Origin of the sequence: Aureimonas sp. SA4125 (assembly GCF_019973775.1) — a bacterium.
Lineage (GTDB): Bacteria > Pseudomonadota > Alphaproteobacteria > Rhizobiales > Rhizobiaceae > Plantimonas.
Map to the genome: position 1 here is coordinate 94,379 of NZ_AP025032.1, position 14,822 is coordinate 109,200.

Genomic DNA, 14,822 nt, shown 5'->3' on the forward strand with positions numbered 1-14,822 from the left:
CAGGTCTTCGTCATGCCTTTCCCAATCTTGATGGCAAAAAGCCGACTGCACTGAACCCGGTCGCGAAGGCGAAGCCACGCGGCATGGGTTCTCCAGCCCGAGAATGACTATCCTCATGCGTTTGGCGTTTCAGCTCTCCGGGTTGCTACTGCCGCCCGAGCTTCCCTCTCAGTTCGACGAATGCGGATCCACCGCGTCGCGCAGCCCGTCGCCGAGGAAGGAGAAGGCCAGCACGGTGAGCATGACCGGGAGCATCGGCATCAGCAGCCAGGGATAGAGCGCCACCGCCTCGATGTTCTGCGCTTCCGACAGGAGGACGCCCCACGAGGTGATCGGGGGGCGCAGGCCGAGGCCGAGGAAGCTGAGGGCGGTTTCCGCGAGGATCATGGAGGGGATTGATAGCGAGGCCGAGGCGATGAGGTGGCTCATGAAGTTCGGCAGGAGATGGCGCGAGATGATGCGGCCGGGGGTGGCTCCCATCACGACGGCGGCGGCGGTGAAATCCTCCTCGCGAAGGGACAGGAGCTTGGAGCGCACGGCGCGGGCCAGCCCCGGCCAGTCGAGGAGGGCGAGGATCAGCGTGATGCCGAAATAGACGAGGATCGGGCTCCAGGTGACCGGCAGCGAGGCCGAGAGGGCCAGCCACAGCGGCAGTTCCGGGATGGAGCGCAGCGTCTCGGTGGTCCGCTGCACCCAGTAGTCGATCCTGCCGCCGAAATAGCCGGCGATGCCGCCGAAGAAGAGACCGAGGGCAAACGACATGGCGACGCCGACGAGGCCGACCGTCAGCGAGATGCGCGCGCCGTAGATCAGACGCGACAGCATGTCGTGGCCGAGCCGGTCGGTGCCAAGCGGGAACAGCGTGCTCCCTTCCGGCGGACAGACGAGGTGGAAGTCGCCGGGCACGAGGCCCCAGAAATTGTAGGAGTCGCCGCGGCAGAAGAAGCGGATCGGCCGCGGCTCGGTGCCGGCCGTGTAATGGCGCTGCAGCGTATCGAGATCGAGTCTGCCCACCATGTCGTAGACGAAGGGGCCGACGAAGCTGCCCTCGTGGAAGAGGTGGATCGCCTGCGGCGGCATGAAGATATGCGTGGTGTTGCGCGTCTCCAGCCCGTAGGGCGCGATGATCTCGGTGAAGAGGACGCTGAGATAGGCCGGCACAAGGAAGGCCAACGCGATCAGCGCGATGCGGTGCCGCCGGAAACGCCACCAGATCAGCTGGCGCTGCGAGGCCTGCATGTATTTTTCGGAATAGTACGACCCCTCCGCCATCGTGCGCTCGGGATCGAAGGGCTCGGTCGAAACGGTGTGCGGGAGCGCGCTCATGCCTTGCGCGTCCCGGTCAGCCGGACCCTCGGGTCGATGATGGCGAGCATGACGTCGGAGACGAGCATGCCGATCACGGTGAGGACGGCGAGAAACATCAGGAAGGATCCGGCCAGGTACATGTCCTGGCTTCTGAGGGAGGAGAGCAGCATCGGGCCCGTCGTCGGCAACGACATCACGGCGGAGACGATGACCGAGCCGGAGACGACCTGCGGCAGCAGCGTGCCGATATCGGCGACGAAGGGGTTCAGCACCGCACGCAGCGGATACTTGCGCAGGATCTTGCCCTCCGACAGGCCCTTGGCCCTCGCCGTCACGACATAGGGCTTTTGCAGCTCGTCGAGGAGATTGGCGCGCAGGCGCCGGATCATGCCGGCCGTGCCGGACGTGCCGATGACCAGGACGGGCACGACGAGATGGCCGAGAAGCGAGGCGATCTTGGCGCCGGTCCAGGGCGCGTCGGTATAGATCGGATCCATCAGCCCGCCGACCGAGATGCCGAAGAAGCTGTTCGAGGCATAGAGGAGGATCAGCGCCAGGAGAAAGTTCGGGGTGGCGAGGCCGAGATAGCCCAGGAAGGACAGGCTGTGATCGGCGACGGAATACTGGTGCGTGGCGATGTAGACGCCGATCGGAAACGACACGGCATAGATGAAGAGGATGGTGACGAAGTTCAGGACCAGCGTCAGGAACAGCCGGTCGCCGACGACCTCGGATACCGGCATGGCATATTCGAAGGAATAGCCGAGATCGCCCTGGAGAAGGCCGGTGACCCATTCGAGATATTGCAGCGGCATCGGCTTATCCAAGCCGTACTGCTCGCGAAGGAAAGCGATCTTATCGTCGGTGACGGACTCGCCCCCGGCACGGAGCTCGGCGATGTAGGTCGAGAGATAGTCGCCCGGCGGCAGCTGAATGATGATGAAGACGAGCACGGAAATGACGGCGAGCGTGCCCAGCATGGTCAGGACGCGACCGGTAAGGTAGCCGAGCATGAAGGCCTCTTTTTATTGCGGCACTGAAGCCTGTTGCTGCTGCGGCTCGCCGAAGAAGAAGGTGTCGGGACGGTAGACGCCGAAGAAGGCGCCGGGATTGTAGTTGAAGACGGCCGTCTCCGGCACGTTCTGCAGCCGGTCCGAGACGATGACGATCTGGTCGACGCCCGACACGATCCCGATGCGGAAAGCCTCGTCGGCGTCGATGGTCAGCATTTCCCGCCAGATATCCGCCTTGGCCGCCACATCGGTGGTCACGCGCCAGGCCTGGTTCAGCTCCAGGAGTTTCTGCGCGGCGGGAAGTTCCGGGGCGGTGCCCATCTTGCCCTTGGTCTCGTAGTGCATGCCCCAGACCGGCCATTCGTTCTGCTCGGAATTCGTCGGCGCCAGCTCGGCCGGGCTCGATTCCGGCGTCGGATAGGCGTTTCCGAGGCCCGTCCAGACCGACATCAGGGTGGCACCCGAGGCGAGGCGCCGGGACAGCATGTCGCGCTCCGTCGGCTTGGCGAGAATCTTGATGCCGATCTTGCGATAGTCCTCGGCGATGAGGCCGAGGACGTCGATCTGCTCGATGTCCTCGCCGGCGGTCTCGACGACGATCATCATCGGCCGCCCGTCCGGCAGGAGCCGGATGCCGCCGCCGTCCTTTTCGGTGAGGCCGAGGCCGTCGAGCAAGGCATTTGCCTGGTCCGGATCATAGGATGCCCAGCGCCCGGCGAGCCTTGCGTCGTAGAGCGGCGATCCCGGCATCACCGTGTCCGTCATCGGAACGGCGAGGCCATAGTAGATCGCCTGGTTGATGTCCTCGCGGTTGATGCCGAGCGACAAGGCACGACGGAAATCGGCCTGGTGAAAGAGCTTGCGCCAAGTCTCGTCGGCGGAGTTGAGATTGGGAAAGATGGCGATCTTGGCGCCCTTGCCGTTCGTCCAGCGGCGGACCGCGTAGCCTTTGTCCTTGGCCGCGCGCTTCAGGAAGGCGTAGTTGCCGAAGGAGAGATAGTTCGCCTGGAGATCCGCCTCGCCGGCGCCGACCTTGGCCGGGATCAGACGGGAGCTCGAGATCGTCATCGCCACTTCGTCGATATAGGGAAGCTGGTGCCCGGCGGTGTCGACGCGGTGGAAATAGGGGTTGCGGGCGAAGATGAAGCGGTCCGATGGGGGCTCGGTCGCCAGTACCCAGGGCTGCAGCGAGGGCATGTCGATATTGGAGTTCTTGTAGGACTGGTCGTATTTGAAATGCAGCGCCACCCAGTTGCGCTGGCCCTTCTTTTCGATCAGCGCGGCAAGTTTTTCCGGATTGGCATATTTCTTGTGGAATTTCTTGAGGTAGTGGGCCGGGCGATAGATGTCGAGCGGCTGCGCGCCGGCCAGCGCGGGCAGGAAGAAGGGGTTCGGCTTCGACCATTCGTAGCGCACGGTAACGTCGTCGACGAAGGTGACGATCGGCGGCTCGCCGTCGACGATGAGCTCACGCGGGGCGCCGTGCGGCGTCATCTCCGCGTCGCCGACGATGTCTTCCCAGTAATAGCGGAAGTCGTCGGTGGTGAAGGGCTTGCCGTCCGACCAGCGATGGCCGCGCCGGAGATGGATGGTGAAGATGCGGCCCTCGACGACGTCGACGGCGCGCGCGATGTCCGGCACGATCTTCTGATCGGGCGTGTAGCCGACGAGCCGGGCATAGCCGTAGACGACCATGCGCCTCGTATCCTTGGCCTGCGCCTCGACGATGCGCAGCGTGCCGCCATAGTCGCCGACCTGCTTGCCTTCGGTGGCAAGGTCCGACACGAGCGGCTCGGCCGGGATGCGTTCGGCGACCGGCGGCAGTTCGCCGGCGAGCACTTTCGGGGCGAGCACCGGCGGCTCCAGCATGTCCGCGGCGCCGGCAGAGCCGGTGATGCCGAGAGCAAGCGTGATCAGGAGAGCGAGACGCGTGCGGGTTCGGTGAGCCGCGCCCGCATGCCTGCCGGTGTCGGTTGCGCGGATCATCGTCGTCCTCCTCGTCAGTCGCCGTCCGGCGCGATCAGATAATTGGCATGGCCCTTGTCCGAGAAGATCCGCTCGACACGGTATCGATGTTCCTTCAGCCAGTCCCGGAACAGAAGGGTGTTATCACCGGCAATTTCGATGAAGATGACAGGACGGTTCCGCGCGATGGTTCTCCGCGCACCGGCCAAAACTTGCAACTCCATTGATTCTACATCGATCTTCAGAAAGTCCACGGGCGTCGTCAAGGTCTCGTCGAGCGTCGTGACGGCGATCTCGCCCTCCGGGTCCTCGACGAGGCGCGACGCGCCGAGGCCGCCGCGCTCGGAGCGCACGATCCCCATCCGGCCGCAACGGTCGGAAAGGCCAAGGCGAAGCCGGGACAGGTCGACATTGCCGAGCCGGTTCTCCGCAACCGCCCGCTCCAGCACCGACGCGATTTCAGGCAAGGGCTCGAAGGGCAGAACCGAGACCGCCTGCATCGGTCCGGCGAAATAGACCGTGTGGTTCCCGGTATTGGCGCCGATGTCGACGATCCGGCGGCCCGGTCCGAGCCGGATCCGGAGCGCGCCGAGCTCTGCCGCCTCGAAGAAGTCTCCGCGCGTCTGGTCGCGCTCGATGCCGGCATTGCGACCGGTATAGGGCAGCCGGTAGACCGTTTCCCCGAAGGCGACGGGCAGAAAGGCGGGATTTGCCGCCAGCCGCGCCAGCACCTTGTCCCGCTCGGCCGCAGGCAGGGGCGGGGGAACTGTCGCCATATCCGTCAGGGGCGCGGCGAATTTGATGCAGCGGTGCGCCGACCAGAGGCGGAAAAGGGCGCCGATCCAGTCGTCGGCCGGCTTCCGATCGCCGGTGAGCGCCAGCGCGACGTCCGTGCGCACGAAGGGTGTCTCGCCGATCCACCAGTTGAGGATCGCATGCGGCAGCCGCTCCGCCTCGTCGAAGGCGAGGCGCGACGGACGATGGACGGCGTCACCGCTGCCCCTGACATGCACCGCGCCGAAGACCGCGTCATACGGGCCGATCGCCGGCGCGAGGAGGGCGAGCGCGTCGGCCCGCAGGCTCTCGCCGGAGCCGGGGGCCACCAGCCAGCCGCATCCGGCCTCGGCCGCCAGCAGCGCGGCGGCGGCGAGACGATCAAGCGCGCTCTCGCCCTCCGGTGCTGTCCGGAGAATGCCGACCACGCTATCGAAGCCGCCGGGCGCAAGGCGCGTCGGCGGCGTCTCGGCGACGATGGCGAGGTGCGGCGAAGCCGACCGAGACGTCACGCGACCTCGGGCGTTCGCACGACTGCATGCAGCCGGCTCGGATCGACCGCGTCGAAACTGTCGCCGCGGCTGTAGTTGTCATGGAAGGCGACGAGCGGGTTTTTGATCGGCCCGCTGGCATAGAGGCCGAGCTTGAAATAGGGCTGCTTCACCTCGTTGCGGTAGCCGAGCGGTCCGCTGAAGGAAAAGAGCGGCCTGCCACCGAGAAAGGCTTCGATTGCCGAGGTGCCGTGGCGCGACCAGACGATCTTGAAGACGAAGTCCATCCACGTGCCGAGCGGCGGCGCCGGCATGCGGTGGAAGACGTAACGCTCGGCCGGATCCGACGAGGCGACCGCGTCGAAGGCGCCGGTGAAGCGCAGGCCGCCATCGAGATAGCGGATCGCCAGCGGCGGCTTGCCGGAGGGATCGCCCAGCGCCGCCTGGTCGTGCCATTGCGCCAGCACCACGCCGGTATCGAAGGGCGGCGCGAAGTTTTCGGGCAGCAATGTCGAGAAGCCGTACCAGACGGGCGTCTCGTGCGGCGGATTGTACCAGTCGCGCAGCTCGGCCCGGAGCCCCTGGCTGACATGGTCGCCCGGCCGAAGCTCGAAGCGGCAGGCCTTCGACCCCGCGCGAAACACGTCCGACTGGACCATGGCCGAATGCGGGCCGGCCAGGCGCCGGACGCTCCACCCGTCGAGCGTGCCGGCCTCGAAGTCGAGATGGACGCTCGGCTCGCCCTTCGGGTCGGTCCACAGGGCCGCTGCGATCTCGGCATGCTCGGACTCGCTGCGCCCACCCCGGTCCATGCGCGGCGGGATCTCGTGGGCGCGGACATAGTGGTCGTCCTCGACCTCGATCAGATGCGGCTCGCCGGTGGCGTCGGCGGCAAAGGGCACGCCCCAGGCTTTCGGATCCGACTGCCGCTCTAGGCTGATCTTGTCGAAGTCGAGCCGGCGATGCGGATCGGGCTGCGGCACGGCGGAAATCAGCGCCCTGGTGTAGGGATGCAGCGGCTCGCGGAACAGCGCCTCCCGGCTCGCCAGTTCGACGATGCGCCCCGCGGCCATCACGGCGATGCGGTCGGCGAGATAGTCGACGACGGCGAGATTGTGCGAGATGAAGAGGTAGGTGAGGCCCAGAGCTGATTTGAGATCCCGCAGCAGATTCAGGATCTGCGCCTGGATCGAGACGTCGAGCGCCGAGACCGGTTCGTCGAAGATGATGAGTTCGGGCTCCAGCGCCAGCGCCCGGGCAATGCCGAGGCGCTGCCTTTGCCCGCCGGAGAAGGAGTGCGGATAGCGGTTCATGTGCGTGTCGTCGAGGCCGACGAGCCTCAGAAGTTCGCTTACTCTTTTCCGGCGCGCGGCGGCATCGCCGATGCCGTGGATCACCAGCGGCTCGGACAGGATGCTGAGAACCGTCATCCGCGGGTTCAGCGCCGAGAACGGGTTCTGGAAGACGTATTGCACGCGCGTGCGCCATTGCCGGAGCGGCACGCCTTCGAGCGCGAGGACGTCGATCACCGACGTGCCCTCGACCATCTCGACGGTGCCGGCATCGGCAGTCTCCGAGCGCACGATGATCTTCGACAAGGTGGTCTTGCCGCAGCCGCTCTCGCCGACGAGGCCGAGACACTCGCCGCGGCGGATGTCGAGGCTGACCTCGTTGACGGCGAGCGCCGACGCCTCGGCCTTGCCACCGAACCAGCGCGTCTCGCTGCGGTTGACGAAGCCCTTCGAGACGCCGCGCACCTTCAAAAGGACGTCGTGCGTGCCGGCTTCGGGCGCGGCATGCTTGCGCCGCCCGGCGGCGCTCGCCATGTCGACCTTGATCTCGCGGATCGGCGTCAGCCGCTCGCCCGGCTTCATGTCGAAGCGCGGCACGGCATTGAGCAGCGCCTTGAGATAGGGGTGGCGCGGCTCGGCGAAGAGTTCGTTCGCCGTGCCGCTTTCCATGATCTTGCCGTGATGCACGACGACCATCTCGTCGGCCATGTTGGCGACGACGCCGAGATCGTGGGCGATCAAGAGGATGGCCGTCCCGTGCTTGTCCTGCAGCGCGCGCATCAGCTTCAGGATCTCGGCCTGAACCGTCACGTCGAGCGCCGTCGTCGGCTCGTCGGCGATGAGGAGTGCCGGCTTGCAGATCATCGCCATGGCGATCATCGCACGCTGGCAGAGGCCGCCGGAAAGCTCGAAGGGATAGGCGTCGACCTTCTTCTCGGGATCGGGAAAACCGACGGCGGCCAGCGCCTCGATGGTCGTGGCGCGCGCTGTCTTGGCGTCGGCGCCCTCGTGGATCTTCAGCACCTCGCCGATCTGGTCGCCGATCGTGTGCAGCGCCGAGAAGGAGGTCGTCGGTTCCTGGAAGATCATCGAGATGCGGCCGCCGCGGATGGCGGCATACTGGGGCGACCGCGTGTCGAGGGCGGCAAGATCGATCGCCTCGCGGCCGGCGTCCTTGAACAAAATGCTGCCGCCCAGGCGCCGTGCGATCGGCGGCAGGATGCCCATGATCGCCTGTGCCGTCACCGACTTGCCGGAGCCCGATTCCCCGACGATGGCGACGGTCTTGCCCGCCTCGACGCGAAAGCTCAGGCCGCTGACCGCCCGCGTGCGACCGGCCATCGTCTGGAACTCGACGGTCAGGTCCTCGACACGCAACAGATCGCTCATCGGGCGGTGGCTCCTTTGCCTTCTGCCTCAAGACCTAGCAGCGTTGCGGCTGAAAGCCAGCGGCAGAAGTCGTGCCTCGTCGTTGCCTGCAAGAGATTTCTGACGAAACCGAAGGTTTCGTCGTCCTGCACGAGATGGTGGGTGAGAATTCCCGTCGCCTCCCGCCTGTCGGCCTCGCCGGTCGACAGGCGTCGAAGCCGCTCGCAAAGCCGCCCGAGCACCCGCTCTTCGCCGAGAAAGCCGCGGCCCCCGTGCCAGTCGACCGGATCGACATGGGTGTTGATGCGCGCCAGCCCCTGGCCGCGCGGGAAGGCGTCGGAGGGCACCGGCCGGTCGCCATAGACCGACAGCGCCTCGAATCCGAGCCCCGGCAGGCGGGTGACGATGCTGTCGTCGATCCGGTTCCAGGGCGGCACGAGGATCGGCGCCGTCAGGGCGAACATCGACAACTGGTCGTGGCCCCTGGCCAATTCCCTGAGGACGACGTCAGCCGGCCGTTCGGACCCAAGCTCGCATTTCTTGGCGCCGGGGGCGCTATGGTCGGCATGGGAAAAGCCGTGCTGCAGGACCGTGACTGCGGCAAGCGGACACAGCCGCTCGGCCAGCGCCGGCGTCGCGCCGGCCGGGATGACGGCGAGTGCCAGCGGTGCGTCGTATTCTGCGGCAAGGTCGATCAGCCGCTCGAGGGCCGGTCCCGGCGCCACGGCATCGTCGTCCCGCAGCCAGAAATCGACCGGTCGCCCGTCGGCGGCAAGAGATGTGAGAGCCGCGTCGAGGGCATCCCAATGCTGCCCCCGAGGCCCTCTCGGCATCATAGCGAGCGTCGCCGTGCGTGCAGGGCGACGATCTCTGCCGTCCGGGCGGCCCCGTCGAGGGCAAAATCGACCGGCGCCATGGCGCGGCGGCGCGGTGCGTCGGCCAGTGCGGCGTCGATCGCCTGGGCGAGCGTGCCGAGCGCGGATTCCTCCAGCACCTGGAGATATCCCCGCTCGGCAAGACGCCGCGCGCGGTCCTCCTGCTCGGTTTCCTCCTCGGCGCCGAAGGGCACGACGATGGCCGGCACGCCCGCGCGCAGGAGGTCGATCGTGGTGTTGTAGCCGCCTTGCGACACCGACAGCGCCGCCGTCCGGAGCAATTGGGGAAAATCGGGACGAAACCGCTCGACGGTCACCGTACCGCCGCCCATGGCCTCGGCTGCCGCGGCCTGCGCAACGACGGCCTGGAAAGACGCTTCCGGCAGACGAGGCCCGGTCAGGAGGCGCCAGTCGAGCGCGGCGGCCTTCGTCTGGGGGCGGGCGGCGAGCGCCGCCTGCATCAGCGGCAGCCCGGCCGCACCGCCGCCGGCCGAGACGATCACCTCGCCGGGCCCCTCGGCCGGCGGCGGCTCGCCACCGGTGCGGATCTCGGAGCTGACATAGCCGGTATAGCGCAGCCTGTCGGCGATCCGCTCGGCGGGTCCAAAACTGTCGCCGAAGGAGACGAAGGCGGGGTCGCCATGGACGAGGATCTCGTCGAAGGCGCGGGCGATGAGGTCGGCCGCCTCGGTCTCGCGCTCGGCCTTCACCGGCCGGACCAGGATGTCGCGCACCGAGGAGAGGATCGCCGGACGCGGCGACCAGGTGCGCACCTCCTCGATCAGCGGCAGCAGCTCGAAACGGAACTGCCGGCGGCCGAAGGGAAACAGCTCGAACAGGACGACCTGGGGCCGGAGCGTCCGGGCAAGGCCCAGAAGATCGTCGCGGCGCCGGGCGCGCCACGCGTCGTCGGCATCGTTGCCGTCCGCGTCGACGAGGTTTGAGAAGTCGTTGCCGCGGATGCCGGCGGGCGGCAGCTGGTGGACGGTCGCGCCGGGATAGGCGACGTCCGCCACCGCGGCGCCGCCATGCGCGACCGTGACGGCGAGCCCGGCATCGGCCATCGCCGCGGCGATCGCGGCGGCGCGCTTGAGATGGCCGATGCCGAGGAGATGCTGGACATAGAAGAGGACGCGGTCACTCACGGCAGGACTTCCTTGTCTGGCCTGTCTGGCCTGTCTGGCTTGTCTGGCGCTTCCGGCCCGGCGGGAAGAGCGGCAGCGCCTGCGCAACGCCGGAGCGGGATGTTCGGTTCGGCCAGCGCCAGCGTGCCGGCCTCCAGGGTGAAGCGGTGGCAGCAGCCATCGCGGATCTTGATACTCGGCGCCGCCCGCATGTCCCAGCCCGTCGCGAGGGCAAAGAGCGGCCGCAGCACGCCCTTGTGGGTGACGACCACGCTGTCCTCCTGCAAGGCCGCAAGGCCCGAGAGAGCCCGACGCCCGACCTCGCGCGGGCTCTCGCCGTCCGGCGGGCGAAAGTCGAGGCCCTTCGCCTCCTCCGCGGCGAAGGCCTCGCCGAATTCCTGTCTGAGGTCGGCGAGACGTCGGCCCTCGTAGCGGCCCCAGTCCATCTCGATCAGGGCGGCAGAGACCCGCGGCACGAGCCCCATCGCCGCGGCCGTCTGCACCGCCCGCTGCAGCGGGCTCGACAGGCAGTGCCAGCCCTTGGCGAAAGGCGGAAGCCTCCAGGTCGCCGCCTCTGCGGCGCCGTCTCCGGACAGCGCGATGTCCGACCGGCCCTGGATTCGCCTGTCGGCGTTCCACGGCGTCGGCGCATGCCGTAGCAGCAGGAGCTCGATCATGGCCGCCTGCTTTCTGTACGCCGGCTTATCAAATCTGCGAGATCGGAGGCGAAAAGCCCGGCTGCCGCCGAGATGTCGTTGACTTCGGCAGCCCGGCGCGCGCCCGCGACGCCCATCGCGGCCCGTGATGACGGGTCGTCGAGCAGGCTCGCAACCGCCTTGGCCAGCGCAGAGGCATCGCCGGCGGGAACCACGAGCCCGGTCGCGCCGGCGGCGACGACGTGGTCGATGCCGCCGGAGCGACCGGCGACGACCGCAAGGCCTGATGCGGCCGCCTCCAGGAAGACGAGCCCGACCGCCTCCTTCACCGCCGGCCAGACGAAGAGGTCCGCCCCGGCATAGGCGTCGAGAAGCCTTTCTCCCTCGCACAGGCCGGCGAAGACGACACGGGCGCCGAAAGGCGCCATCAGATCCCGCACCGCCGGAGCCGCCGGGCCGTCGCCGACGACGAGGAGCTGCCAGGGGCGGCTGCCGAGAAGCGCCAGGGCCTTCGCCAGGACGGCGTAGGAGCGCAGCTTCTGGTCGTCGCGCATCATCGCGACGGTGAGCAGCAGCGGAACCTCGGGGAGAAGCCCGCAGGTGCGTTCCAGTTCGTCCCGCGCCAGAACCCTTGCGCCTTCCGGACGGCGGTAGGGCGCGGTGTCGACGAAGGGCGGCAGGTCGGCGAGGACGTCCGGCCCCGCCACCACGGGCGCGAGGCAGGCGGCATCGACGGGGTTCAGGCAGTAGATGCGGTCGGCCGCCCGGATGGCAGCTTCCGCCGCGCGAAAACCCTGATCCCAGGGCCCGCCGGCCTGCTTTGGCGCATGCGAGGCCTCGGCGACGACATAGGGAATGCCGAGGGCCGCGGCGACGACGGGGCCGAGATGGTCGGGCGCCTTGTGGTAGAGATGGTAGGTGAACCAGAGGTCGGGCTTTTCCGCCGGCCGCGCCCGCCAACGCGCAAGCAGACGCTGGGCGAGCCGCCTGCCGAGCCCTGCCAACCGTTCCTGGCGCACGGGATCGCCGCGGTCATAGGCGCGAAAGGACGAAGCCACCGTCACCGTGGCGCCGCCCCGCTCCAGTGCCGCGACGAGGAGGCGCGCGACGCGGCGGTCACCCGAGGGCACGGGATCGCCCGGCGGCTTCATCGGGGCGTAGAAGGTGACCCTCATCGGCCTCGCCCGAGCGTCTCCCCGATCCGCCGGAAGATCGTCTTGACGCCGGCGGCGTAGCCGAAATGCCGGGTGACGCGGTCGAGCCCCGCGGCGGCGAGGCGTCGGCGCAGCGGCGGATCGGCGATGGCGCGCGCGAGCGCCTCGGCGAGCGCCCGCGGATCGTTCGGTGGCACGAGAAGACCCGTCTCGCCATCGACGACGAGCTCGGGCACCGCCGACACCCGTGTCGAGACGCAGAGGAGCCGCTGGCTCTGCGCCTCCATCAGGACGTTCGGCAGGCCGTCGCGGTCGCCATCGTCGGAGACGCGGCAGTTCAGCGCAAAGATGTCGGCGGCCCGGTAGCGCCCGAGGACCTCCGCCTGCGCCATCGCGCCGAGAAAGGCCACGCGATCGGCGATGCCAAGGGTCTTCGCGCGCGATTTCAGCTCGGACTTCAAGGGACCGCCGCCGATGATGTCGAGGCGCCAGTGACAGTCGGCGGGAAGAAGCGCGAGGGCGTCGAACAGGCCGCGATAGCCCTTCTTGTCGACGAGGCGACCGACGGTCAGGAGGCGGACGGGGCGGGTGGGATCGCTGCCGTCCCTGCTATCGACGTCGGGCGCATCCGCCGCCGGCGGCGGAAACCGCCCGAAATCGAGTCCGTGATAGACGAGGCCGACGCGCGCCGGGTCGGGCGCCAGGCCCTTGAGGTGCACGGCATTGGCCTCGGTACAGGTGACGAGGAAGGCGCAGTCGGCAAGCTTCTCGCGCTTTTCCCAGTCTTGAAGCGTCCAGATGTCCTTGGCATGGGCCGAGACGGCGAAGGGGAGGCCCAGCATGCGCCCGGCATAGCGCGCGACCGAGCCCGGCGTGTGCAGGAAGTGCACATAGATCAGCCCGACATCTCCGGGCATTTCCGCCGCGAGCACGAGGGCCTGCCCGAAACGGCGGCCGCGATTGTGCGTCGGGTCGCGCCGCCAGTCCTTCAGGAACTGCCGTCTCGCCTCGGCATAGAAAGGCAGCTTGCGGGCGATCCGCCAGGAGCGGAAGACCCGGAGGGGGTCGGTGTAGAGATATTCCGGCAGGTAGTTGGGCACCTCGGCAATCTCGCCATGCACGGGGTGCTCGCGCTCGTCCGTCGGCAGGCGCAGAGAGACCAGCGCCATCGGCAGCCCGAGTTGCTTCAGGCCGAGGATCTCCTGGGCGATGAAGGTCTCCGAAAGGCGCGGATAGCCTTTGAGGACGATGGCGACCCGCGGCCGCGCGATGCCGTGCTCCATGTCTTGCGTCAGTCGCTGATCAGGGCGGGACGCCGACTGCGCTCGCCCACGGCGGCACTGAAGAGAGTCTCGATCTGCTCCAGCCCCGACAGGAGCCCCGGCAGCTGTGCCACCGAGGGCTTCGGCTGGAAGGGAAGGCCGTGCAGGGCCTCGGCCATGCGCCCGGCGTCGTTGGTGTCGCCCTCGGGCAGCATCATCCGGGCAAGGCCGAGTTCCTGCGCCCGCGACGCCCGGATGTACTGCTCCAGCCGCGGATGCGTGCGCGGCACGATCAGCGCCGGCTTGTCGAAGGAAATGATCTCGCAGAACGTGTTGTAGCCGCCCATGGTGACGAGACCGGCGGCGCCCTCGACCATGGCCTCCATGTTGGTGTGGAAGTTGATCGCCTGGATGCGGTCGAGCCGCGCCACCCGGTCGCGAAAGACCTGGCGCTCGTCGCCGGACAGGAAGGGCCCGAAGACGATCTTGGCCCGGTGCGGCAGGCTCGGATCCGCCTCGTAGGCGCCGATGAGCCAGTCGAGCATGACCGCCCCGTCATTGCCGCCGCCGGCGGTGACGAGGATGTACGGCTCTTCCTCGTCCGGCGTCTCTTCGGAAAACGCGCCGACGGCGCGGCGGAGATAGCCGGTGTAGCGGATGCGCTGCATGGTTCTGTCGGCCAGGCCGACGCCCTCCAGCGGCTCGAAGACCGCCTGCGGCCCATAGACCCAGATCTCGTCGTAGAGCTGATCCACCGCGTCGATGGCGCCCTTGCGCTCCCACTCTTCGCGCAGCCGCGCCGGATCGTCCATGACCTCGCGGATGCCGAGAATGTTGCGCGTACCCGCCTGCTTCAGATGGATCAGCGTGTCGTTCACCTCGCCGCGCAGGCCAAGCGGCTCCTTGTCGACGAGGAAGACGTCCGGCTTGTAGCGTCGCGCCGTCTCCAGGATGATCACCGAGCGGATTTCCATCAGCTCCTCGGTCGTCACCCCCAGCGCCGTCGGCGCATAGGTGTTGTTGTCGACCTTGACGATTCCGGGCACGCGGATGAAGTCGACGCGCGGATGCAGGTCGAAGGATCCGACCACCGGCGAGCCGGAAATGATCAGCACCGACAGGTCGTCATGCCGCGAGGAGAGGTGGTTGGCGATTGTCTGGCAACGCCGGAGATGGCCGAGACCATAGGAATCATGACTGTAGATGAGAAGCCGCTTACCGGTCATCCGAGGTCATCCAGTTGGCCGAGCGTGCGTCGGTTCGGGCAGGGGCGTCTGGTGGGCATCCTATCCCGCCATCGGCGCAGTTTTGCAAGCCGGGCACGCCATTAAGACGGGGGGCGGCGCAGGACGCCGGGGTCGGTGCCTCGGCAAGGGCCGGGCTCGATCCCCTGCCCGTCGGTCCTCCCCCGCCTTTCGGGCTGTCCGGGCTTCATGCCACGCCACTCCCCGAACAATGGGGGGGGCGGTCTTATCCAAGTTTCAATCACTTTTGTTCACTGATGGAAACGATTGGCGGCGCCTTGGCACCGTCACCCATT

11 protein-coding genes and 1 pseudogene are annotated in these 14,822 nt (G+C 67.9%); all 12 read right to left on the reverse strand.

All coding sequences use genetic code 11. The annotated features are described in order from the left end of the window. Window positions 1-168: 168 nt before the first annotated feature. The 12 genes and pseudogenes from Sa4125_RS00500 to Sa4125_RS00555 all read right to left on the reverse strand — a co-directional run bounded on the left by Sa4125_RS00500 (window position 169) and on the right by Sa4125_RS00555 (window position 14,508). Window positions 169-1,326 (reverse strand): ABC transporter permease, encoded by a 1,158-nt coding sequence (locus Sa4125_RS00500; RefSeq protein WP_224002536.1) that lies wholly within the window; start codon window positions 1,324-1,326, stop codon window positions 169-171. After that, window positions 1,323-2,321: an ABC transporter permease gene (locus Sa4125_RS00505; RefSeq protein ID WP_224002538.1), complete on the reverse strand. Its 999-nt coding sequence runs from the start codon at window positions 2,319-2,321 to the stop codon at window positions 1,323-1,325. Before Sa4125_RS00505 ends, Sa4125_RS00500 begins: the two co-directional genes overlap by 4 nt. A gap of 12 nt (window positions 2,322-2,333) precedes the next feature. After that, on the reverse strand, window positions 2,334-4,307 hold the full coding sequence (locus tag Sa4125_RS00510; protein WP_224002540.1) for an ABC transporter substrate-binding protein: 1,974 nt from the start codon (window positions 4,305-4,307) through the stop codon (window positions 2,334-2,336). Window positions 4,308-4,321: 14 nt separating this feature from the next. Then, window positions 4,322-5,572: an FkbM family methyltransferase gene (locus Sa4125_RS00515; RefSeq protein ID WP_224002541.1), complete on the reverse strand. Its 1,251-nt coding sequence runs from the start codon at window positions 5,570-5,572 to the stop codon at window positions 4,322-4,324. Further along, the gene (locus Sa4125_RS00520) at window positions 5,569-6,363 is read right to left on the reverse strand and encodes a polysaccharide lyase (RefSeq protein WP_224008198.1); all 795 of its coding nucleotides are present in this window, start codon (window positions 6,361-6,363) and stop codon (window positions 5,569-5,571) included. The genes Sa4125_RS00515 and Sa4125_RS00520 overlap by 4 nt, the downstream gene beginning before the upstream one ends. Before the next feature lie 126 nt (window positions 6,364-6,489). Continuing rightward, window positions 6,490-8,232 (reverse strand): annotated as a pseudogene (locus Sa4125_RS00525) (ABC transporter ATP-binding protein); the annotation flags it as partial. Next, on the reverse strand, window positions 8,229-9,047 hold the full coding sequence (locus Sa4125_RS00530) for a polysaccharide deacetylase family protein (RefSeq protein WP_224002543.1): 819 nt from the start codon (window positions 9,045-9,047) through the stop codon (window positions 8,229-8,231). The gene Sa4125_RS00530 and the pseudogene Sa4125_RS00525, both read right to left, overlap by 4 nt. After that, on the reverse strand, window positions 9,044-10,231 hold the full coding sequence (locus Sa4125_RS00535; protein ID WP_224002545.1) for a glycosyltransferase: 1,188 nt from the start codon (window positions 10,229-10,231) through the stop codon (window positions 9,044-9,046). The genes Sa4125_RS00530 and Sa4125_RS00535 overlap by 4 nt, the downstream gene beginning before the upstream one ends. Beyond that, window positions 10,228-10,887 (reverse strand): histidine phosphatase family protein, encoded by a 660-nt coding sequence (locus tag Sa4125_RS00540; RefSeq protein WP_224002559.1) that lies wholly within the window; start codon window positions 10,885-10,887, stop codon window positions 10,228-10,230. Before Sa4125_RS00540 ends, Sa4125_RS00535 begins: the two co-directional genes overlap by 4 nt. After that, window positions 10,884-12,041, reverse strand: coding sequence for a glycosyltransferase family 4 protein (locus Sa4125_RS00545; protein WP_224002561.1), 1,158 nt, complete (start codon window positions 12,039-12,041; stop codon window positions 10,884-10,886). Before Sa4125_RS00545 ends, Sa4125_RS00540 begins: the two co-directional genes overlap by 4 nt. After that, window positions 12,038-13,303, reverse strand: a complete 1,266-nt coding sequence (locus Sa4125_RS00550; RefSeq protein WP_224002563.1) for a glycosyltransferase family 4 protein — start codon at window positions 13,301-13,303, stop codon at window positions 12,038-12,040. Before Sa4125_RS00550 ends, Sa4125_RS00545 begins: the two co-directional genes overlap by 4 nt. Before the next feature lie 8 nt (window positions 13,304-13,311). Next, a complete protein-coding gene (locus Sa4125_RS00555; protein WP_224002565.1) occupies window positions 13,312-14,508 on the reverse strand; it encodes a glycosyltransferase in 1,197 nt (398 codons plus the stop codon). Window positions 14,509-14,822 lie beyond the last annotated feature (314 nt).